Origin of the sequence: Parasediminibacterium schistidii, assembly GCF_046546515.1 — a bacterium.
Taxonomy (GTDB): Bacteria; Bacteroidota; Bacteroidia; order Chitinophagales; family Chitinophagaceae; genus Parasediminibacterium.
Map to the genome: position 1 here is coordinate 13,171 of NZ_JBKHKJ010000025.1, position 22,825 is coordinate 35,995.

The 22,825-nt window shown below is 38.4% G+C and carries 18 protein-coding genes; 14 read left to right on the top strand and 4 right to left on the bottom strand.

Annotated features, from left to right (window positions below):
* Positions 1 to 200: 200 nt before the first annotated feature.
* Together ACHFIY_RS14185 and ACHFIY_RS14190 are read left to right on the top strand one after the other, a co-directional pair.
* Positions 201 to 3,530, top strand: coding sequence for a PAS domain S-box protein (locus ACHFIY_RS14185; protein WP_410846765.1), 3,330 nt, complete (start codon positions 201 to 203; stop codon positions 3,528 to 3,530).
* Positions 3,531 to 3,564: 34 nt separating this feature from the next.
* Positions 3,565 to 4,002: a response regulator gene (locus ACHFIY_RS14190; RefSeq protein WP_410846766.1), complete on the top strand. Its 438-nt coding sequence runs from the start codon at positions 3,565 to 3,567 to the stop codon at positions 4,000 to 4,002.
* An 8-nt stretch (positions 4,003 to 4,010) separates the two neighbouring features.
* On the opposite strand, the gene ACHFIY_RS14195 is transcribed toward ACHFIY_RS14190, so the two are convergent.
* Complete coding sequence (locus ACHFIY_RS14195) at positions 4,011 to 4,853, bottom strand: hypothetical protein (RefSeq protein WP_410846767.1); 843 nt, start codon at positions 4,851 to 4,853, stop codon at positions 4,011 to 4,013.
* 258 nt (positions 4,854 to 5,111) lie between these two features.
* Between ACHFIY_RS14195 and ACHFIY_RS14200 the strand changes: the two genes are divergently transcribed.
* Positions 5,112 to 6,236, top strand: coding sequence for a 5-(carboxyamino)imidazole ribonucleotide synthase (locus ACHFIY_RS14200; RefSeq protein WP_410846768.1), 1,125 nt, complete (start codon positions 5,112 to 5,114; stop codon positions 6,234 to 6,236).
* 6 nt (positions 6,237 to 6,242) lie between these two features.
* Here the strand turns inward: ACHFIY_RS14200 and ACHFIY_RS14205 are convergent, their stop codons facing one another.
* Positions 6,243 to 6,995, bottom strand: a complete 753-nt coding sequence (locus ACHFIY_RS14205) for an XRE family transcriptional regulator (RefSeq protein WP_410846769.1) — start codon at positions 6,993 to 6,995, stop codon at positions 6,243 to 6,245.
* A 197-nt stretch (positions 6,996 to 7,192) separates the two neighbouring features.
* Here ACHFIY_RS14205 and ACHFIY_RS14210 point away from each other — a divergent pair, with 197 nt between their 5' ends.
* A complete protein-coding gene (locus ACHFIY_RS14210; protein WP_410846770.1) occupies positions 7,193 to 8,215 on the top strand; it encodes a glycoside hydrolase family 5 protein in 1,023 nt (340 codons plus the stop codon).
* Positions 8,216 to 8,361: 146 nt separating this feature from the next.
* The gene (locus ACHFIY_RS14215) at positions 8,362 to 10,197 is read left to right on the top strand and encodes a hypothetical protein (protein WP_410846771.1); all 1,836 of its coding nucleotides are present in this window, start codon (positions 8,362 to 8,364) and stop codon (positions 10,195 to 10,197) included.
* A 260-nt stretch (positions 10,198 to 10,457) separates the two neighbouring features.
* On the opposite strand, the gene ACHFIY_RS14220 is transcribed toward ACHFIY_RS14215, so the two are convergent.
* Positions 10,458 to 10,658: a hypothetical protein gene (locus tag ACHFIY_RS14220; protein ID WP_410846772.1), complete on the bottom strand. Its 201-nt coding sequence runs from the start codon at positions 10,656 to 10,658 to the stop codon at positions 10,458 to 10,460.
* Positions 10,659 to 11,614: 956 nt separating this feature from the next.
* Here ACHFIY_RS14220 and ACHFIY_RS14225 point away from each other — a divergent pair.
* The 3 genes from ACHFIY_RS14225 to ACHFIY_RS14235 are packed head-to-tail and all read left to right on the top strand — an operon-like array spanning position 11,615 to position 17,420.
* Positions 11,615 to 12,880 (top strand): DUF3667 domain-containing protein, encoded by a 1,266-nt coding sequence (locus ACHFIY_RS14225; protein ID WP_410846773.1) that lies wholly within the window; start codon positions 11,615 to 11,617, stop codon positions 12,878 to 12,880.
* 5 nt (positions 12,881 to 12,885) lie between these two features.
* Positions 12,886 to 13,671, top strand: coding sequence for a nucleoside triphosphate pyrophosphohydrolase (gene mazG, locus ACHFIY_RS14230; RefSeq protein WP_410846774.1), 786 nt, complete (start codon positions 12,886 to 12,888; stop codon positions 13,669 to 13,671).
* Positions 13,668 to 17,420, top strand: a complete 3,753-nt coding sequence (locus tag ACHFIY_RS14235) for a sensor histidine kinase (protein WP_410846775.1) — start codon at positions 13,668 to 13,670, stop codon at positions 17,418 to 17,420. The genes mazG and ACHFIY_RS14235 overlap by 4 nt, the downstream gene beginning before the upstream one ends.
* A 104-nt stretch (positions 17,421 to 17,524) precedes the next feature.
* On the opposite strand, the gene ACHFIY_RS14240 is transcribed toward ACHFIY_RS14235, so the two are convergent.
* Positions 17,525 to 18,271, bottom strand: coding sequence for a Fic family protein (locus ACHFIY_RS14240; protein ID WP_410846776.1), 747 nt, complete (start codon positions 18,269 to 18,271; stop codon positions 17,525 to 17,527).
* A 226-nt stretch (positions 18,272 to 18,497) separates the two neighbouring features.
* Here ACHFIY_RS14240 and ACHFIY_RS14245 point away from each other — a divergent pair, with 226 nt between their 5' ends.
* The 6 genes from ACHFIY_RS14245 (at position 18,498) to ACHFIY_RS14270 (ending at position 22,757) form a co-directional block, all read left to right on the top strand.
* Positions 18,498 to 18,644 carry a hypothetical protein gene (locus ACHFIY_RS14245; protein ID WP_410846777.1) on the top strand — a complete coding sequence of 49 codons (147 nt, stop codon included), beginning with the start codon at positions 18,498 to 18,500 and terminating at the stop codon, positions 18,642 to 18,644.
* A gap of 868 nt (positions 18,645 to 19,512) precedes the next feature.
* Positions 19,513 to 19,770, top strand: coding sequence for a hypothetical protein (locus ACHFIY_RS14250; protein WP_410846778.1), 258 nt, complete (start codon positions 19,513 to 19,515; stop codon positions 19,768 to 19,770).
* Positions 19,771 to 19,900: 130 nt separating this feature from the next.
* Positions 19,901 to 20,668 (top strand): COG4705 family protein, encoded by a 768-nt coding sequence (locus ACHFIY_RS14255; protein ID WP_410846779.1) that lies wholly within the window; start codon positions 19,901 to 19,903, stop codon positions 20,666 to 20,668.
* A 13-nt stretch (positions 20,669 to 20,681) separates the two neighbouring features.
* On the top strand, positions 20,682 to 21,455 hold the full coding sequence (locus tag ACHFIY_RS14260; RefSeq protein ID WP_410846780.1) for a COG4705 family protein: 774 nt from the start codon (positions 20,682 to 20,684) through the stop codon (positions 21,453 to 21,455).
* A 705-nt stretch (positions 21,456 to 22,160) separates the two neighbouring features.
* A complete protein-coding gene (locus tag ACHFIY_RS14265; RefSeq protein WP_410846781.1) occupies positions 22,161 to 22,370 on the top strand; it encodes a hypothetical protein in 210 nt (69 codons plus the stop codon).
* A gap of 57 nt (positions 22,371 to 22,427) precedes the next feature.
* On the top strand, positions 22,428 to 22,757 hold the full coding sequence (locus ACHFIY_RS14270; RefSeq protein WP_410846821.1) for a type II toxin-antitoxin system VapC family toxin: 330 nt from the start codon (positions 22,428 to 22,430) through the stop codon (positions 22,755 to 22,757).
* The last annotated feature ends 68 nt before the right edge of the window (positions 22,758 to 22,825 follow it).

Consider the following 22,825-nt stretch of genomic DNA (forward strand, 5'->3'; position numbering starts at 1 on the left):
GGGATTTTTTATGGGCAATATTTTCTACAATTTTTATCAATAAATAGCTGCTGCATAATTTTACGATTGGAAATAAGCTTTTTATCATTAATCTTGCTAAGTAAACACATAAATAAAAATAGAAACAAAAATAAGTTTGAAACAGCATACAACACCAAAAGCCCACTGTTTAAATTTGTACATGTAAACGATAATTTTGAATGAACCTTTCTTTTGAAAAAAAAATATTCCTAATATTTATATGCTTGCTTGCCGCAACTGTATTAGCTGGCGTTTATACCTATAAAAACAGCAATGCAACCCAAGCAACGAATTTTTGGGTAAAACACACGGAAGAGGTGCTGTACCGGTCAGAAAAAACACTTTCTGCCATTAGGGACATAGAATCGGCAAGCAGGGGGTTTATACTTACTGGCGATACTTCTTTTTATAAATTGGACAAAAAAAACTACGACAGTATATATGCCAATATCTCGATACTGAAATCATTAACCAAAGACAACCAACAACAGCAGCGGCGTATAGATTCCATTGCAAACTCTACTACTTGCAGGCTAAGGCTATTAGGCGAAATTTCTGAATATAAAAAACTACACAATACAAACCTAGCAGAAGCAGCCATTGCTACGCAAGTAAAAAACGGCAAGCGGTGCATGGACGAAATTGCCACGCACATTAATGGGATACAGCAAGAAGAAAACAAGTTATTGATATTGCGGGAAGAAGCTAATGCAAAAAGCCTTCATCAATTTTACTACACATTATATGCCTTGCTAGGGTGCATCGGCATTTTATTTATACTTGCCTGGTGGTGGATAGGCATAAACATTAAAACTAGGAAAAAGAATGGTGTAGAGCTGCTGAATGCAAAAAAATTCCTAGAAGCCATTAATAACCTTACCCGTATTGGACATTGGGAAATAGATATGCGTCAAGAAAAAATATTCTTGTCAACCATTACAAGCGAAGTATATGAACTGCCAGCTTTTTATCAACTGGGCATTGCAGAAATGCTGGGCTTTTATAAGGAAGGCGAAAGCAGGGACACCATTGAGGAAGCCTTTAAAAATGCGCGAGAAAAGGGGATAGCATTTGATTTGCAATTGCAGATAGCAACGTTTAAAGGCAAAGGGCGCTGGGTAGAGATGAAGGGCGTAGCCGAATTTGCTAAAGGAAAATGCGTAAGGCTTTATGGAACCTTACAGGACATAAGCACCATTAAAAAGCGGGAATACCTTTTTATAGAAAACGAGGCTTTGCTCACAAACTTATATGGCAACACGCCCATGCTGGTAGGGCTGGTGGAAATTGAGGGCAACGACATACTGCACATTAAAATGAACAAATGGGGGGCAGCCTACATGGGCAAAGCTGAGGCTGAAATAAGTAACCGGTATGGCAGCGAACTGGGTAGCCCACAGGAAACCCTTGACTTGTGGATTGGTTATTTCAAAGAAGCAGAACGGCTGGGCAAACCCTTGAAACTTGAATATGAACGCATAAAAGATGGCAAGGCCTATTATTTTAAGGGGATGGCTGCTTACATAGGTATTAACGAAGCTGGCAAAAAAAGATACGCCTACTTATCGGAAGACATTAGCCCCCAGAAGTACATTGAACTACAACTTTTGCAAAGCGAGGAGCAATTCAGGGGTACATTTGAAAATTCCGCCATTGGCATTGCTATTGTTTCACTTACTGGGCAATGGATAGACGTAAACCCTAGTGTTTGCAATATTGTGGGCTATACTAAAAAAGAACTGTTAAGCCTTACTTTCCAGGACATTACCCACCAAGATGATTTAGAAGACGATCTTGGCAATGTAAACGCCTTGCTTGAAGGGCGAAGCAACAATTACACATTGGAAAAGAGATACCTGCACAAGGATGGCTCTGTTGTTTGGGTGTTGTTAACCGTTTCCTTATTGAGGGATGCAGCCAACAAGCCTGTTCACTTTATATCCCAAATTATTGACATCACTAGCAAGAAAAAGTCTGAGGAGCAGGTAATGCGGTTGGTGTCTGATTTGAATGCCGTGCTGAATGCCACTACCGAGGTATCTATTATAAGCACAGACCTTGTGGGCAATATCAACCATTTTAATAGAGGTGCAGAAAATTTGCTTGGCTACACAGCAGCAGAAATGGTGGGCAAGCAAACGCCGGAAATCATACATTTAAAGGAAGAGGTAGAAGCCAGGAGCCAGCAACTATCTACTAGGTTTGGCAGGGAAATCAAGGGCTTCGATGTTTTTGTGGAATACAGCAGGCAAGGCAGGTTCGAATCGAGGGAATGGACATACCGGAGGAAAAACGGCAGTACATTTACTGTGCAACTGGTAGTTACCCCCAAAATAAGCGATACAGGCGAAATAATCGGCTTTTTAGGCGTAGCTGTAGATATAAGCCGCATAAAAAACATTGAAAAACAGCTTAAAGAAAGCGAGCTAAAATTCCGGACACTCTTTGCCCTTTCGCCCGTGGGTTTTGTACTGAAAGACTTGGAGAGCGGCAACTATGTGGACTTTAACGATGCATTTTTAAAAGACATAGGCTTTAGCAGGAACGAACTACTTTCAAAAAGTTACCTGTCCATCACTGTCAATGGTCAAGAAGAAGTAAGATTGCTGGCTGGCCTGAAAGACAAAGAGCATTACGGGCCAATAGAAATGGAATACATAAAAAAAGATGGCACCCACTACACGGCATTGAAGAATGGCGTGAAAATAATAGACAGTACTGGCAACGAGCTTGTATGGGCAGTGATTCAGAACATTACCGAACTAAAAGAAAAGGAAAAGGAATTAAAGCAACTAGCAGGAGAAATAGAGGCAAGGAACAAAGAACTAGGCAACATAAACCAAGAATTGGAACAATTTGCTTACGTAGCCTCGCACGACTTGCAGGAACCCTTGCGGATGATTACAGGCTTTATTAGCCTCCTACAAAAAAAATACAGCGACGTACTGGACGACAACGGGAGAAAATACCTAAGCATTATTGTGGATGGCGCCGTAAGGATGCGTACTATTATTACAGATATACTGGATTATTCTAGGTTGAACAAAGCCGAAGCAGAGCATACACCAGTAGATTTGAACAGGATACTAAAGGAAATTGCCCAGGTGCATTTATCTGGGATACAAACCCCGTTGCCATTAATTGAATTGGACAATATGCCTACCATAATTGCCGACAAAACAGCTATGCAGCAGCTATTTTCAAACCTAATTAGCAATGCCTTGAAGTACCAAGTGCCTGGCACCCAACCAATTGTAAAAATAAAAGCACAGGATAATGGGGCTAGCTGGCAATTTTCAGTTGCTGACAACGGCATAGGGATACTACCTCAGTTTTATGACAAGGTATTTGCGGTTTTCCAAAGACTTCATAGCAAGGAAGAATACGCTGGCACAGGAATTGGGCTGGCTATCTGCAAAAAAATTGTTCAGAACCATCATGGCGAAATATGGATTGAGCCAACAATGGGTGGGGGCGCAACATTTTTATTTACTATTTCAAAAAAATAACATTAATTTTAAGTCCAATTTTTAATTTATGCCAATGAATTCCATACATATTTTGCATGTAGAAGATAGCGAAGCAGATATTTTATTAATGCAGGACGCAATGGAAGAATTGCACTTGGCTCATCATATAGAAGTAGTAAGAAACGGGTATGAAGCTATACAATTTTTGGAAAAAAAAGGGGATTACCAAGACAAATTCACGCCTGATTTAATTCTTTTGGATATTAATATGCCCTTGATGGATGGGCACGAACTATTGGAATTCATTAAAAAGAATCCAAGAACAAAACATATACCAGTACTGATGCTTACCACATCGTCGTCCCAGACAGATATTATGAAGTCTTACCAAGAGTATGCAAACAGCTATATTGTAAAACCGCACAATGTGGACGATTTTGCAAGTGTAGCAAATGCTATAGAAAGCTTTTGGATGAAAGTGGCCTCTTTGCCTGAAAACCTAAGGTATTAGGAGGAAGTTTATTGATACTGGTACACTACTTTTCCTACAAATTGATTTTGTTTGCTATAGCAGTTTTCTGTTTGCCTTAGCCCATTTTCGTTGTAATCGTACCTCCAAGTCAAATGATCGGTTCCACCTTTTATTGACTGAATCATTTTAACTACTTTTCCATCGGCATCATATTCATATATAAAATCTGGCAATAGTTTCCTTGCCATACTGTTGTACCTTACCACATCGGTAAGCAAGCCAGCATCGTTGTAGTAGTAATAGTAATTTTCTGTTATTTGCCCATTTTTCTGCCATTTTTCTTCTGCTAAATACCCTTTTTCATCGTAGGTAAAAACAATACGCATCGTGTCGTGGCCGCTTTTTATCCTTAGCATTTGGCTGGGAATATTATGCTCGTTGTACTGCCAAATATGGATTTCACTATTATTTGTTGCAGTAACAGCCGTGTCGGATGAATTGGTAGCAATCGAGGCAATACTACCATTGCGGTTGTAAGTATAAACAGTGGTGGTTTCCACGGTTGTTTGGTCTTTAACATTGCTGCTTATAGAATTCATTAATTTGCCATTGGCATATTCATTTACCAAAACGGTTGTGGAGCTACCTTGTATTGCCGTTTTGGTTACTATTTTTTTGCCATCCCCCTTAATGGTTTGTTCTATGCTGAAGCCAGGAGTTATTTCTTCATTGGGGTCGTAACCAACGGCTTTCACCTCTTTTATTTTTTTTGATACTAACAATTTATATTGCTGGGCGCTTTGCTGCTGGGCAACTATGTCGGTAAAATAATATTGCCCATGAGCAGATATGGCAAGGCTACAAACGATTAAAAACAATACAAATTTCATAAGTCCAGTCTATAAATTTGTTCAAAATTAACCACTGTTGCCGCAATTTCCTAAACAGATTATTTTAAGGCAATGCCCTACCCTCGAAATCAATAGGTCATTAGTTTTGATTTGCCGTATTTAATAAGCCTTTTTTCTAATAACTCATAAGAAAGTATAGAAAGCCCTATTGTTAGTATAATCCTTGCAAGGTTGTTTATGTAATTTATAGAAATTAATTGGCTACCACAAATTATCTTCGCCCGAAACTGCTACAACATGAAGATAGGGATATTAGGAGGCGGGCAACTGGGAAGGATGCTTTTGCAAGCTGGGGTTAATTATATTGCCGAGACTTATGTTTTAGAAAACGATGAAAACTGCCCCTCCGCACACTTGTGCAATCACTTTATAAAAGGAAACATTCAAGATTTTGACACTGTGTATCATTTTGGCAAAAATTTGGATGCGATTACCATTGAAATTGAATCGGTAAATGTGGATGCCTTGGAAATCCTGGAAGCAGAAGGCGTGAGGGTTTACCCATCACCTGCTGCATTGCGTATTATTAAAAATAAAATATACCAAAAACAATTTTACAAACAAAACGAAATACCGACAGCCGATTTTAGCGTTACGCAAAGCAATAGTGATTTGCTAAACAACCATCTTTATTTTCTGCCTGCTGTTCATAAACTAGCCGAGGGAGGATATGATGGCAAAGGTGTACAAATATTGAATGATTTTAAAGACTTGGAAAAAGGTTTTGACCAACCCTCTGTACTAGAAAAACTAGTGGCAATACACAAGGAAATTGCCATCATCATTGCCATGAACGACAAAGGCGAAACGGCTATTTATCCCGCAGCAGAAATGATATTCGACCACCGACTAAATCTTTTAGACTATCAAATTTCGCCTGCATTGTTGCCAAAAGAACTGACGTGGAAAATAGAAGCCATAGCAAGGCGGATTGTAAAAGAATTAAAAAGTCCAGGCATATTTGCAGTAGAATTATTTATAGACAAAAACAATGAGGTATTGGTAAACGAAGTAGCCCCTCGCCCACATAACAGCGGCCACCACACTATAGAAGCAAATTATTGCAGCCAATACGATATGCTTTGGCGTATTTTGTTACAACTGCCTCTTGGCAACACGGCTGCCATACAGCCATCGGCCATTGTAAATATAGTTGGCGCAGACGGTCATACAGGCGAGGCCATTTACAATGGCCTGCCCGAAGTACTGCAAATGGGCAATGCCTGGGTGCATCTTTATGGGAAAACACAAACAAAGTCTGGCCGCAAAATGGGGCATGTAACCATCATGAGCAACGAATATAACGAGCTAACACATAAAGCAAAAAAAATAAAGCAACTACTGCAAGTAACTGCTAGCTAATGCCAATTATGCCATTTTTCGTTTTAGGCTTACTACTTCTTCCTGCAGGTTGCTTACCATGCCCGCTAGTTGGTTTACATCCCAACGCTGCACCATATTTGCTTTTTGCAAAATGAAAACGGCTTTCCATATTTCCAGCACATCCTCTTCGTTCACATTGTATGGCTCGTAAATAGGATTGTCGCTAACTAAAGTAAGTTTGTTTTTCAAGCGATTATTTTTCATTATCCGCTTATACACAATGCCCTCATTTTTCGATAGCACTACATAGCTATTGCTATTTTTCACATCGTCCATCTTTTCCACCTTCTCCCCTACTATCACGCTGCCGCTTGGGGTAGGCAACATGCTATCGCCCACAATTTCAAATGCCCTGTATTGGCCTGGGGCAAGCATAGGCAGTGTAAAAGTGTTTAGTTCATCTACAAAGTCCGGGTCGGCATAGCCAGCCAAATAACCTGCAGCTGCTTTTACCGGCACAAACTGTATCACAGCTACTTCTGCACCCATTTTCATTTTCCTACGTTGTTCTATATAGTTTTCTGTTTTAGAAGCACTTAAATCCTGCAGTAGCAATTCATCCAAGCTAAGTTTAAAAAAAATACTTACTGCTTCCAATACTTCCAGCTTAGGCTCGGCTCTTTCTTCTTCATAAGCACCTAAAAGGGAGCGTTTTATTTTCAGTTTGTTCGCAAATTCTTCCTGAGTCCATCCTCTTAGTTTCCTTAGGTAACGCAAATTTTTTCCAGCAAAACTCATAACATCTAATTTAATTAGATGCAAATTACTAATAAAATTAGTTTTACAACAAAATATTTTTTGGAAGCAATAAAAAGGCCATTCATTTATCCAAAAAACAAACTGTTACACGTTCTTGTTTTACAAACGTGACAAAAGTCTAGCAAAAAAATGCTTGTTTATATTTCAATACTTCCCTATTTTTAAACCCTATGAAAATGTTCAACAAGCATACCCTTTTACTATTCGTAGCTATACTATGCATCAGTATTGTTTCAGGCCAAGATAAACCTTCAAATATTGGCGTTGTTTTATGTGGCGCAGAGTTCGGCGAGAAGAAACTGCCTGGCAACCTCTATACAGACTATATATATCCCAACAAACAAGAAATTGATTATTTCGTAGCAAAAGGCTTTACACAGTTTACCCTGCCCTTCAAGTGGGAAAGGGTACAACGTACATTAGGGGGCGACCTGGATTCTGCCGAGGTAGCACGGATGAAAGAATTTTTGGCATCGTGTAATAACAACCATATCAAAGTAATACTTACCCTGCAAAATTTTGCTGTTTATAACAACAATTCAAAAGAACTAACATTAGGTAGCCGTAAGTTATCCAGAGATTTGTATAAGGATTTTTGGAAAAAAATGGCCACTGCATTTTCTGGCTGCACCAATATATATGGCTACGACATCATGAACGAACCAAGGAATATTTTTGGCCGCAAGTGGCGCAAAGCAGCCCAAGCTGCCATAGACGGCATCAGGGAAGCTGACATGAGCACAAGCATTATCATTGACGGGGAAAATGGCAGTTTTGCTTTTGACTGGCCTAGTGAAAACAACAAATTACGAAAACTAAAAGACCCAGCAGACAAGATTATATATGATGCACATTGCTATTTCGACTTTAACCACTCTGGCCAATACGACAACAATTACCAAACCGATTTTAAAACAGATATAGGCATAGACCGCGTAAAACCCTTTATAAAATGGCTGAAAAAGCATAACAAGCAAGGGATTATAGGTGAGTTTGGTGTGCCTCCCAGCGATAAATGGCTGGAAGCAATGGACAAATTTGTGGCATATTTACAAAAAAACGGGCTGGGTGCCAACTATTGGGCTGCTGGCCCTTGGTGGGGCGATTACGCTTTATCAATAGAACCTGCAAACAACACAGACAGGCCCCAAATGAAGGTATTGGGAAAATATTTGAAGCCTGTGGTTATTACACCGTAGCTATTTAAAATAGAGAAATTCATCCGTTTTATAAAAACTGACACGCATCATTTTTTTAGAATATACCAATACTAACTTTGCAAATATTGGTTCATCTATTGGCACATTCAAAATGAATGTCCATTGTTCATCTTCAAAAATTTTGCATGATAACTCCTTCATTACACAAGTTCCACATCCCTGTGATGGGGCTTAGCTACACTATTGATACCCCTTTAAAAGTTGCAAAATTTGGTATTTCATCTGTTATCTCTATAGTAGAAGATGGCTTGATTGAGCAAGTGCGTGAATTGTATAGTAGAGAGGCGGGCATACCCTATGAATTAATACCTACAACTGAATACGACAGCCGAGCCAAACGCATAACAGCTTACCTAAACTTGGTAGATGTATTGATACAAAAGCAAATAGCTACTTTAAAGGCCTTGCCTTTTGAAGCATACAGCGACATTACTACTTATTTTGAATTGTTGCCCGCCGAAAGCCCTGTAAAAGCAATGTATAATGCAATGCTGGAAACAGAAAATAAGGAGGAAAAACTTGTATTGCAGGCAGCATTAAGAAATAAAATAGTTACAGGGGCGGCAGATGTGAACATTATGGCAAAGCTGGACAAAAATAATTATGCCAAAAATGGCGAGTTGCTGCCCACAGAATATTCCGATGCTTTGGCTGGTTTAAGAGGGTTTGCAAACAGTACCTTGCATTCGTCTGTCGTTTTGTCTGCGGGCTATAATCCTAGATTGTACAATTATATTGACCATTTCCCTGATTTTTTGCCCGACGAAGCTGGTAAATTGAAGAAAGGGATTATTTTAAAAGTGAGCGATTATCGTTCCGCACTTACGCAAGGCAAAATATTGGCTAAAAAAGGCGTTTGGGTTTCAGAATTCAGGATAGAAAGCGGGCTAAACTGCGGCGGCCATGCTTTTGCAACGGACGGCCTGCTGCTTGGGCCAATACTTGAAGAATTTAAACAAAACAAAAAAAGCCTCGAAACAGAGCTAACGACCCTATGCAATCAGGCACTTGCCGCAAAAGGGGTACCTATTTTTAAAAGCCCAAGGGAAACTAGAATCACGGTGCAAGGTGGTATTGGCACAGCCAGCGAGGCCAATTTCTTATTAAACTATTACCAAACAAACAGTACGGGATGGGGCAGCCCTTTTCTATTGGTGCCGGAGGCAACTAGTGTTGACCCCAACACCTTGCAAAGCCTTGCCACAGCAGAGCCTGACGATTATTATTTAAGCAATATCTCGCCACTGGGCGTGCCATTCAATAGTTTTAGGAAAGCAACCTCCGAAGCACAGAAAGCACAGCGGATAAGCGAAGGAAGGCCAGGCAGCCCTTGCGTAAAGAAAATACTGGTATCAAACACAGAATTTTCTGATGTGCCCATTTGCAGTGCTTCACGCAAATACCAACACTTGAAAATAAAACAACTACACGAGGTCGGATTGCCTAGCGATGAGCTGGAAAAAGCAATATCCACCGTAACTGAAAAAGATTGCTTGTGCGAGGGGCTAAGCGTGGCTGTATTATTAAAAAACAATATCACCTCATTTTTTAGCAATGGCTCTACGGCAGTGGCCATTTGTCCGGGTCCAAACCTTGCTTATTTTTCAGGTATTTTCACCTTAAAGCAAATGGTGGGGCATATCTATGGCAGGGTTAATATTTTAAACAGTGTAAAAAGGCCTAACTTATTTATCAATGAATTAAGCATGTATGTAGATTACCTGAAAAAAGAAATTGACACGAGCATAGGCACGCTTACCATCACCAAAAGCAGGCAGCTAAAAACCTTCCAACAAAACCTATTGAAGGGCATAGCATACTACAAACAATTGACTGATTCTTTTAAAAATGAAACAGCCCTATACATAGAAGAAATGAAGGAACAACTGTGCAATTTTGAAAACATCATAGCCGCTTTAACTATGCCTTTTGAAGTAAAAGCAACACCGATACTAGTATAATTGTAAATGCTTGATATACATAAAAAGCCATCCCTTTTAAAATATGGGATGGCTTTTTTGCGGGTATCCCATTCAACTTCTTTTTGGCAGGATGGAATTTTTAAATAAGCATGTAGGCACATATAATTGGGTATCCATTTTAATTTTTTTCTAAAAAATTAAAATGGTATATCTTACTTTCGACTTTTAAAGCATTAGAGACAGACGATGAAACGCTTTAAAAGTATTTACTTGATAAGATATACAAGCCATTAATTGTTTTAATAACCCCATTGTTGAGGGTTCAACAGGTAGCTTCTGGAGCATCTGTAATCGGTTAATTCGTAGTCTAATATGGCACAGGCAAGGTAAACGCTTTCTTTGGGCATCCATTTGGCATTGGTAAGGGCTTGCCTCACCCGCTCATCCCCATAATAACGCCTGCAATTCCTGATGTCATCCACGTCGCCACGTTCAAACACCCGTTATATCACAAAACTTGCCTTGTCATCATAGTCCAAAGTGTCAAAATTCACGTTCCAAAAAATGCGCCTTTGAAATACTGGTTTCATATTTAATTATGAATTATAAATGATGAAATAGGAAACTTGTATGTGCAGTTAAATTACAATAATTGCTTGATCCCATATCCCTTTTTTGTAACACTTGCAACACCTTGTCAAATTTATTAATTTTTTCCCACAATAATTCTACCTATTTCAACTGTAATATTTTTTTTGTAATAAATTAAACTATTGCAAATTTTTTATTACAATCATGTAATAAAAATTTAAGAATAAATAAAATTATTACACATTTTTTATTACAAAAAGAATTTGCTGAAGAAATTACGAGATTTTTTTTACCTTTATATTCTGCAAAGTACAATTCCAGAAAAAGAATAGCAAAAACCAATTTCTATTTTTCGCCATAAGAGATTTATGCAATGCTAGACCCGCTTGTACGGATGTTAATGCAATTGAATATACCCCATTGATAAATTGAGTGCCTAACATTATGAGGTATGCTTCATTATTGTTGTTATATTAATTGATGTAACATGCAAGAGCTGCCCAAGCGTATTAAAATGTTCAACTTGTAATTGCCTTTGGACATGTTTTTCAAAAACAGGTTGATGTGTTTACCCGAAGAAGGGTTTGGAAATAACTCGAACCTAACAGCCATTGGCAAATCATCAATAGTAAGTAAGGCAATGTTGCTGTACTAAGTACTGCCATCATTGTTTATTGCTTTAAACTACTGCCACCATCGTTGTTTACATACAAATTTGTGCTGACCATGCGGGAAATGCCCACATAAATGGTTTGCAAATCCCCTTGCCCTAAAATAACTAAACTCATGATAGGGGGCGGTGAATTGGACTGAAATTGCGGCAATCAAATGGATTTCACTAACAGGATGTTGCAAACAGTTGGTTATGAACTATCCGTACTGTATTTTAGCCGAAAGTAAACACACCATGCCACACTCAAAAGAGCGGAAAGAAAAGAACTGCCTCAATTGCAATGCAACTGTGCAGGGAAGGTATTGCCAGGAATGCGGGCAGGAAAATATCGAGCCAAAGGAAAGTTTCTGGCACTTAGCCACCCATTATTTTTACGATATTACCCATTTTGATGGCAAGTTTTTTTACACCCTGAAATATTTGATACAAAAGCCAGGCTTTTTATCAAAAGAGTATATGTTAGGCAAAAGAAACAGCTACCTGAACCCTATCAGGATGTATGTTTTCACCTCGGCTATCTTTTTCCTTTATTTCTTTAGCACTTTTAATACAGAACATTTTGGAAAAGAAGGTGGAACTGAAAGTAAGATAGAGCATCTGGGACAGCGGATGGACTATGTAGATAGCCTACTAGCAGAAACGACCGACCCTAAAAACAAAAAGGAGTTGCAAAATTTAAAAAAACGTCTTGGCATCAAACAATTGACCATTAAAAAGGAGGCAGAGAAAAACAGCAAGGATACAGCCGAAAATGACAATGAAGAAGAAGACACCATTGTAAACCCCAAAAAAATGGGTTATAATGCTTTAAACCCAACTAAAAAAAACACCAAAGATTCTATTGGGGCACATGCCAATAAACCAATAGAAATAACAGATGGCCTTGTAATTCTCTCCACTAAAATACCTGATTCTATCACCACTATCAGTGAATTTGAAACATGGCAAAACAAATTAGATCCCAAGGAAAAACCCAACTGGGTCAGCGTTAAAATAATAAGGAAGTATTTCTCAATCAAAGAAAAATACAAACATTCCTGGGGCGATTTCACAGAATTGTTTGCAGAGAAATTCCTGCATTCATTCCCGCAGATGTTCTTTTTGTCGCTTCCCGTTTTTGCTTTGTTCCTTAAACTTTTGTACTGGCGCAAAAAAGAGTTTTATTATGTAAACCACCTTATCTATGCTATCCACCAATACATTGCTACTTATATTTTCTTGTTGTTTATTTTGCTGCTACAAACCCTTTCGGGTCAGCCACATTTCGGTGCAGCTATCTACCTGGCACTTGCCTTGATTATATACAGCATCTATTATATGTATGCTGGTTTACGCAGTTTCTATGGACAAGACAGGTTAAAAACACTAATTAAAAATATGATACTCAATTTCTTTTCACTTACGTTTATTGGGTTACTGATGGTGCTGTTTATTTTACTTACGTTCTTAAAAGTTTAAACAATATGCAACAACCTTTATCAGATAGTTTCCTAGGGCTTGTGAAAATAATGGACGAACTGCGGGAAAAATGCCCGTGGGACAAAAAGCAAACCATACAAACCCTACGCCCCCTCACTATAGAAGAAAGCTACGAACTGGCTGACGCCATTACAGACGAAGACTGGCAAGGGATAAAAGAAGAGCTGGGCGATGTGCTGCTGCACATTTTATTTTACAGCAAAATAGGCACGGAACAAGGGCAATTTACCTTGCAGGATGTGATAGAAGGCATTAGCAAAAAATTAATCCACCGACACCCGCATATTTATGGCGATGTTGTTGTGGCCGATGAGGAAGATGTAAAGCGGAACTGGGAACAGCTAAAACTTAAAGAAGGCAAGGGCAAAAAAAGCGTATTGGAGGGCGTGCCAAAAGCATTGCCAGCCGTGGTAAAAGCCACAAGGATACAAGAAAAAGCAAAGCAAGTTGGCTTTGAATGGGACAATAAAGAAGATGTGTGGAAGAAAGTGGAAGAAGAAATAGCCGAGTTGCATGAAGCAATTGCCGAGCAAGACCACCCCCATATAGAAGAAGAATTTGGCGATGTATTGTTTAGCCTAGTGAACTACGCACGATTTTTGAATATAGACGCAGAAGGCGTATTGGAAAAAACAAACCTGAAGTTTATCAACCGTTTCCAGAAAATGGAAGCAATGGCTGCACTACAAGGCAAAAACCTTGCAGGCATGACGCTTACAGAAATGGATGCGCTTTGGAACGAAGTTAAAAAACAAAAAAGTACCACTTGATTGCTATAGTTAGAGATGCATTTTACAAACATGGCTACCTGCTTATCATAGCGGCATGGTTATATACCATTTCGTTTGTAATTACCAATTATTGGGTATCTGATGCTTCGCCAGTAAAGGTAAAGGACAAGCTGGAACGTAAGATAGCAACTGCTGAAAATGCTATTAAAGGCATTACCAACGATACTGCACTACTAAAAATATTGATTAGTAATGCAGCAAACGAAAAAAAGCTAGAGATAACAAAGCAACAATTTGGCCTTTACCTATATTGCTTAAACGACCTTGGCAGCCCCATTTTAAATTACTGGAACAGCAATGTTTATACCATTGCCCCTGCTGACATACAGCAAAAGGATGGCTATTATTTTGCCACTAAACAAAATGGCAATTTTGAAATCATCAAAAAAACAGTATTCCTAAACCATAAAACTATTATTTTACTTGCGGTAGTGCCTATCAACTGGGATTATTTTATCGAAAACAAATACCTGACCAAAGATTTTGAGGGATTTCCCCACCTAGATGAGCAATACGAAATAAGCACAGAAACAGGCGCATTGCCCATTATGAATGCCGATGGCGATTTGTTGTTCAAGATAAAACAGAAACAAGGCCATATTTATGCTGCTTACGACATAGCCACCATCGTTTTCAGGTTGTTTTTCATTTTTGTGCTTATCTTATTTATCAATCGGGTGGCTAATGGCATTGTTGCCTCGCATGGTTTGCCAATTGGTATGTCTTTTTTAATCGGCACGGTGGGCATCATTCGGTTTATCACCTATGTATTTCCTTTTCCTTTCAACTTTAGCCGCTTATCGCTTTTCGATCCCTCGGTATATGCTTCCAACTTCCTGCACCCAGCCCTAGGGCATTTGCTTGTAAATTCGGTTTTGCTATGTTGGCTAGCAGGTTTTTGGAAATTCCACCTGCTCAAGCATAGGCCGTCAATTGTTTATTTCAGGCATAGCTGGCTCAAGTACACCAATATTATTTTGCTGCTGGCCATGGCGTTTACCATGTCCGACATTACCAGCACGCTGGTACAAGACTCTAAAATATCTTTTGATGTAAGCCATTTTTTCAGCCTCAACATTTTTAGCCTTGTTAGCTTCATTACGCTTGCGTTTCTGGTTTTGTCTTTTTACCATTTGTCGCATATTTTACTAAGGCCGCTCATTGCCACTCGTACCCCTATAGGCCGGCAAATTCTATTACTACTTATTGCTGGCTTGTGTTATACTACTTTGTCCATTGGCCCATCCACGGCAGTTAATATTTCCGTTTTGGCATGGGTTGCAGGCTACTTATTAGTGATTAACTGGCGTAAGGAAGATATCAGCTTGCCCATACAAAAATCTACCTTTTTCATTTTTTGGGTAATGATTTTCGCGCTTTCCATCGCATTGCTTATCAGTTGGCAAAACCAAGTGGTAAATGTGGCCCAGCGAAAAAAACTAGCAGAGCGGCTTGCTTTGCAAATAGATGCGAATGGAGAAAATGTCTTGAGCATTGCCGTTACCAACATCAACCAAAAAAGCATTGCAGATTGCTACCCACGCTTGCTTGCAGAAGCAAGCAACAAACACATTAAAGACAGTGTGCTAAACGAAAATTTCACAGGCTATTTAAACAGGTTTGAAACAAACATTTATACCTTCAACCGTTTTTTGCAGCCTTTGTTTAATGAAGATACCGCTATCAGCTATGCATCGTTCCAAGCCATTATCAATGCCCGGAGTAAACCAACACCCATCCCTAACTTATATGCTTGGCAAAACAACCCAGACGAAATAAACTATATTTATTCTTTCCCAATAGGTACAGATTCATTGCCAAAAGGATACTTTGTATTACTTGCCAAGCCCAAAAAATACAAAAGCGAAGCCCTGTATCCGGTGCTGTTTAGCCAATCTGGCGACGAGGTTAGCCTAGGCGAGCAAAACCAATATGCTTATGCTACCTACACTAATGGTAAATTGGTAGCCAAATACAACGATTACGATTTCCCCTTGCATATAAACAGTGCCCATCTTTTGCCTTATGCCTTTGTAGAACATCCGCACGGCAATGAAACAGAATTATGGTACAATGCTAGCAATGGCAAAACAATTATTGTTGCCAATTCTAACACACACATTATAGAAGTAGCTACTTTGTTTGCTTACTTGTTCTTTACTTTTTTGGTGGTGATAGGGCTTTTCCATTTTGGGGATTACCTATTAAAAACGAAATTCTCCAATTCTGTATTAACAAAGCCACTTAGGTTTAGTATGCAGTCAAAAATACACGCAACAGTTATTTCTATTAGTATATTTTCATTTTTTGTTATTGGAGCAGCCACCATTTACTTCTTTATCAACCGTTTCAATAGCTCTAACCAACAAAGGCTTTCTGCCAACATAGAAATGATTGCCAATGAAATAGGCGTGAAACTGCAACAGGTACAGCAGCAAAAAATATTGGATGATGGCATTGCTATGTACGACATAGGCTATAGCAACAACTTTGAACGGGATATAACTGAGGTTTCTGAAACGCATAATGTGGACATTAATTTCTATAGCTTGTCTGGCAACCTTATTGCTTCAACACAGCCTCATATTTATAGCAAACAGCTATTAAGCACCAAGATAAACCCAATTGCATTGTACCATTTGCAATACGACGGGCGTAGCCGTTTTGTGCAAACAGAAAATATTGGCCAGCTTAGCTACCTAAGCATGTACATGCCCATAGTAGACGAAACCGGTAAAACATACGCTTATATCAACATACCTTACCTCAATTCCCAATTAGAGCTAAACCAAGAAATTTCCAGCTTCATAGCCACTATTATAAACCTAAATGCTTTTATTTTCCTGATAGCAGGAGCCATTGCCTTTTTAATTACCCGGGGTGTTGTTGCTTCTTTCAGCATCATTGCCAATAAAATGAAAGAGGTAAACATTGGCAAAAAAAATGAAGCAATTGTTTGGGACAAAGACGACGAAATTGGCGAATTGGTAACCGAATACAACAAAATGGTACTTAAGCTAGAACAAAGCGCCGATGCCCTAGCACGCAGCGAGCGGGAAGGCGCCTGGCGCGAAATGGCAAAGCAGGTAGCCCACGAAATAAAAAACCCGCTTACGCCCATGAAGCTAAGCATCCAATACCTGCAAAGGGCCATAAACAACGACATGCCCAACGTAAAGGAACTGGCACAAAAAGTAGCAACCACACTGATAGACCAGATAGAACAATTGGCACAAATATCCAGCGACTTCTCGCAGTTTGCCAACATTGGCAATGCCGTGATGGAAGAAGTAAACATAAGCGAAAAGCTGCATGGCATTGTGCAACTATACCGCCAAAGCGGTTCTGTAACAATACGCTACGAGCAGCAACCACCCCATATTGTACTGGGCGACAAAATACAACTAAGCAGGCTGTTTACCAACCTGATAAAAAACGCAGTAGAATCGGTAGAAGATGGCAGCAAATGCCTGATAGAAATTACGCAAGTACTAGCGAGCGACCATGTAACCATTGCCATAAAAGACAATGGCAAAGGCATAGACCCCGAAACAGCCCTTCATATTTTCCAGCCCAATTTTACTACCAAAACCTCTGGCACGGGGCTTGGGCTGGCCATCTGCAAAGGCATAGTGGAAAAACTAAAAGGCACTATCAGCTTTGAAACAGAAGTGGGCAAAGGCACTGTTTTTATAGTAACACTGCCTTTGGTAAACGGATTAGGGTAAGTAATAAAGTATAAATTTTACAAACGTTCCCTTGTCTTACTTTTCTAATTAATCTATATAACCCGCTTAGCCAATAGATTAAAAAGCGTAGTGGCGTAGCAATATTATTCACCCAGTACCATTAAAACCCTTTGCAGGGCTTCTTTTACATTGTTGGCTATCAATAGCAAAAAAGGGTGTCTATCGTTGTTTGTTTGTGCTGTTTCCAAAGCTGCATAGTACTGCAAACGACTTTCAATATCCCCTTTTAAAATGGCTATTGGGTAGCCATGCTGCAGCAACACAAGGTTCATAAGCAGTCGGCTTGTCCTGCCATTGCCATCTATAAAAGGGTGTATGGTTACTAGCCGCTCATGCAGCCCGGCACTTAGCACCACCGGGTGCAAGGTTGTTTTGTTTTCATTGTACCAAATAAAAAAATCTTCCATTTGCTTGACCACCAAAAAAGGTTGTGGGGGTATGTGCTTTGCCCCGCTAATCAAAACTTGCACCTTCCTGTAAGTGCCAGCATTGGCATTGTCAATGCTTTGCAGTATCAGCTTGTGTATATTCAGCAATATGGTTTCTGTAAGGGGTGTTTTGTCCTGTACGAGCCCTTTTATATAATCTAAGGCATAAGTGTGGTTAATGGCTTCCAAATGTTCTTGTAATGACTTGCCCCCAATGGTTAGCCCCTTTTCCACCACTAAGGCAGTTTCCTGTAAAGTAAGGGTGTTGCCCTCAATACGGTTGCTTTCATAGGTGTATTCCAGTTCAAAAGCCTTGGTTACCTTGTCGCTTTGCAAATACCTGTAAGGCTGCAAACGGCTTTTGAGGGTGTCTATTTCTGTAAGTAAATCGTTTAGTATCATTAAATTAAATTGTGTTGTGAGGGTAAAAAAACATTTCAGGTATCTTGTTTACCGCTTCATGCTTTTTGTCGTCTATAATCTTGGCATAAACTTTTGTGAATTTAAGGCCCTCATGCCTCAATAGCTTTGACATGGATGGAAAATACCTGCAAACAAAAATAAGCCAAACAGCTACAAGTAAGAACAAATATCAACAAGGCACAAATCTACTAAATCCTTTGTTTATATGCTTTTCATTGGGGTGCATTTACTCAATTCCCCCCTCGAGGGGGTGGCCGCAGGCCGAGGTGGTTTTGCCTCGCTTCCTTATTCCAAAGAGAACAAAACGGATGGCACAAGCGACAAGGTTTGCGCCAGCGAGGGAAAGATTTGAAATGTTTTTTTTGTTCTTTTTTCGTGATTTTTTTTTCACAACCTGTCTTTTTGCCTATAACTCATTGATATTCAGTTAATTTATGTTTTTTTAGCCTCATTTTTTATGATAATTTAAGTGAGTTTTATGATAATGTATTGATAATGGAATGATAGTGTTATAATAATAAACTGATAATTTATTGATAAGAAACTATTAAGATTTTGATGGTGGATTATCATTTATCCAAGCCAACCATCCGTTGCGAGGGTAAAGGCCAAGGTGCCCCTAGTTGCTCCTTTAATGTAAAGTTGGCATAGATAGGTCTATAGCCCAAAATAAAAATCCTATATGGGGGAAATATGCCCCCATGAGCATCCAAAAATGCCCCAATATAGGATACTGAGAGAAGGCTAACAAAGGCAGCCAAATTCCCCTCACGAGGGGGTGGCCGCAGGGCGGGGTGGTTACTCCGCTACGATAACCCATCTAACGCATAAAGGCAATAATTCATTTTGGCAGGTTGCCTGCAAACAACAGCAGCCTACATTTCGGTTAGATTTCTCCTGCGTCCGAAAGGACGGGGCGACCGAAGCGAAGGCAAACGCGGCACGCCGTGCGCCAGCAAACCCTAATTTTTTCGGCTCGTGTGCAGGCCGGGAATTTTTAATAATTTGACTAATAAAAAATGTATGCGTATTTCTTGAATTAGCTGTAATACAAAATTACCACCCTGTGCTTCAAAAGTTACAAATCTAATTTGATGGTTTACAGCCATTTCTAAAGTGTGAATGTTACAACTTATTTCAATAAATCTACAAAACTTTGCTTTGATAAGCTAAATAACTTTACATCATGGCAATTAAGCCATAATTAATATTCAAAAAAAATGAAAAAAATAGTTTTACTGTTTATGATAGTTGCAATTTTTTGTAGTTGTTCATTTGCAATGACACCGCCAAAAGTAGTTAAAGACGCTTTTGACAAAAGATTTCCAACGGCTACAAAAATTACTTGGGGCAAAGAATCTGCAAAAGAGTGGGAAGCTGATTTTTCACTTGACGGAATTAAAATTTCTGCAGTGTTCTTTGAGGATGGTAGATGGCTTGAAACAGAGCAGATGGCACTTATGTTGCTGAATAAATAATATTTCAGCATGACTTTCTTAGATTATGGAACTATTTTAAATATCAAAAGAGAACTCTACATAAACTGTGGAGTTCTTTCCATATTTAAAGATATAGTACTCTGCAATGTGACAATATAATTGAATTAGCATGGAAAATAAAATTGAAAAATTAAATAAGGTTGCAAGAATTACAGGATTTTTCTGGGTAATGAAGGTGCTTGCTACAACTTTAGGAGAAATTTCTGGTGACTTCTTCTCCATGACTTTAAACATGGGCTACGTTTTAAGCTTGGCAATCACAATCGCATTTCTTATTGTGGTATTGGTCATTCAATTAAAATCTTTAAGCTTTCAGCCATTCCTCTATTGGTCAGTTATTCTAGGAACTACTACAGTTGGTACAGAAGTTTCAGACCTCATGGATAGAACTTTGGGCCTTGGTTATGCATTGGGTTCTCTTATACTTTTCTCTGGTTTGCTTTTGGTTCTATTAATATGGCATAAAAATGAAAAAGGTATAAAGGTTTATCCTATAACCCAAACAAGAGTAGAAATATTTTATTGGCTTGCTATATTGTTCTCTAACAGCCTTGGGACTGCTTTTGGTGATTTTTTAAGTGATAATATGGGCTTAAGTTATTTGTTAGGTGCTTTAGTAACAGCGGGAGTAATCGCTATTGTATTACTGCTGCATTATTACACTAAAATAAATCGCATTTTACTTTTTTGGATAGCTTTCATATTCACTCGTCCTTTTGGGGCAACTTTTGGCGATCTGATGACGAAACCATTGTCATTAGGTGGTTTGAATTTTGGAAGAGGAATTGCAGCACTAATCGCTGCTGGGTTATTGTCTTTTGTTATCCTTTACTCAAGTGAAAAGAACAAAAAGATAGGGGCGGCAAATAACATTTAATAAAAAAGACATTATGAATAAGGAATTATTAAATAGAGTTTCAAGATTGGGTTTGTTGTTTTGGATTGTTAAAATATTTTCAACAACGGTTGGTGAAACTGCTGCTGATTTTGTTTCGGAAAACTTAAACTTAGGCTTAATTATAACTACAATTTTAATGGGTGTAATTACAATTTTAGTTACTATTTGGAATTTTAAACAAAAAAATTATTTTCCACCTTCCTATTGGTCTTTAATCGTAATGATGAGTATTGAAGGAACTTTAATAACTGATATTTTAGTTGATAAATTTAGTGTTTCTCTATTGACTTTGGATATCGTTTTTGGAATAGCAATGGCATTGGTATTTTATTTTTGGTATAAGAAAGAACAATCATTGTCAATTCATTCAGTAAATAACGATACCAGAGAAAGATTTTACTGGATAATTGTTTTAACAACTTTTGCATTGGGTACTGGTGTTGGAGATACGGTATCTGAATATCTAAAAGTTGGCTATCTAAACTCTTTAATCATTTTTGGTTCTGTCTTTATTCTAGCTGGTGTTTTATACTATTTTAAAATTATAAATGACGTTGTAGCATTTTGGATTGCATTTATTGTTACGAGACCAATTGGAGCCTCATTAGGAGATTTTTTTATTCAAGACCTAAAAGATGGAGGTTTAGGAATTTCAGTGGCCATAATAAATATTATCTTTTTTATTGTAATTATAGCTACTGTAACCTATTTAACAACAAAATCATCAAAACCTCCAAAAGGCCAAGCTAGTCCACATGAAACCTAGTTTTGATATAATCCGCAACTTCCCGAAAGTTTAAATTTTCGGGAAGTTGGGTTCTAGAAGTTTAAGATGGAACACGAAAAACCTAATTATTTTACTGCAACACAATGCCAGTCAAATGCGGCAGGTTTACAAGCAGCTTATAACATTTAGAGGGTTTATCTACCAATAGTACTATAATATTCTTTTTTAAAATACTAATATATTTAGTTTATCTTCGTGCAATATTTAGCTTAAAGTATGGAGACAAAACAAGCCAAGCTAATTCGCAGTTCTTTTTTTATTAATATTAAAATAGTTGTAGTGCCAAAATAGGGTTTTGTTTTATGGGCATAAAATCACTCACTTTTTCTCACAAATCACTCATAAAATACGCATAAATCACTCAAAAAGTACGCACAAAACACTCACAAAACACTCAAAAAAATTTGTCGATATTGTTGATAATCAATGGTTTTAATGAGTGAAAGCGATTTTTGAAAAACGACAAAGGAGGAAAAAAGCCCGAAAAAAGGCAAAACTGAAACTATTTTAATAAAAAACAGATAAAATGGATATTATAAAAAATGTACAAGGGTTTCGTTTTGCCCTTCCCTCCAGTCCACGCCAGGCTTAGTGTCGCTGGAGAAATAGGCCGTAAAACAAATATCAGTATGGTGCAACTAAAAAATCATTTTCTCACTAAATTTGTAATAAAAACGCACGGCTATGCAAACAGTTACAATAGATATTATCAATGACAAAGCTGTGAGGCTTTTGGAAGACTTGGAACTATTGCAGCTTATACATATACGAAAAGAAAAAGAAGCACAAGGCCATGTACCTAACTGGGCAGCTAAGTATAAAGGGGCAATGACAAAACAGCCATTGGCAGATATAGATAACCAACTAAAGGAACTAAGAAACGAATGGGAGTAAAATATTTGTGGGATACCAATACCGTTGTCTATTATTTACAAAAGCTTTTTCCGCTTGGTGGCGAAATGTTCATTGGACAATTTATTAAAAAGCAACCAGCCTGTCATTTCTGCCATAACTGAAATAGAACTGCTTTGCTGGAAATCTGCTACGGAAAAAGATGTAGAGCTTTTGCATAGCTTTATGAATAATTCGTTAGTAATAGAATTGGAAAAAGCAATCAAACTGAAAACAGCTGAAGTGCGAAAGGCAAATAGGATAAAACTACCAGATGCCATTATTGCAGCTACTGCTATTGTTTATGATTTAACTTTATTAAGCCGCAATACCAGTGATTTCAAAAATATAGAAAACATTAAAATGGTCAATCCGTGGAAGATTGTTTAGGCGTTTTCATCTGGGAGCCAGTTCCAACTAGTCCACATGAAATTTAATTTCGACTCAAGCAAAAACTT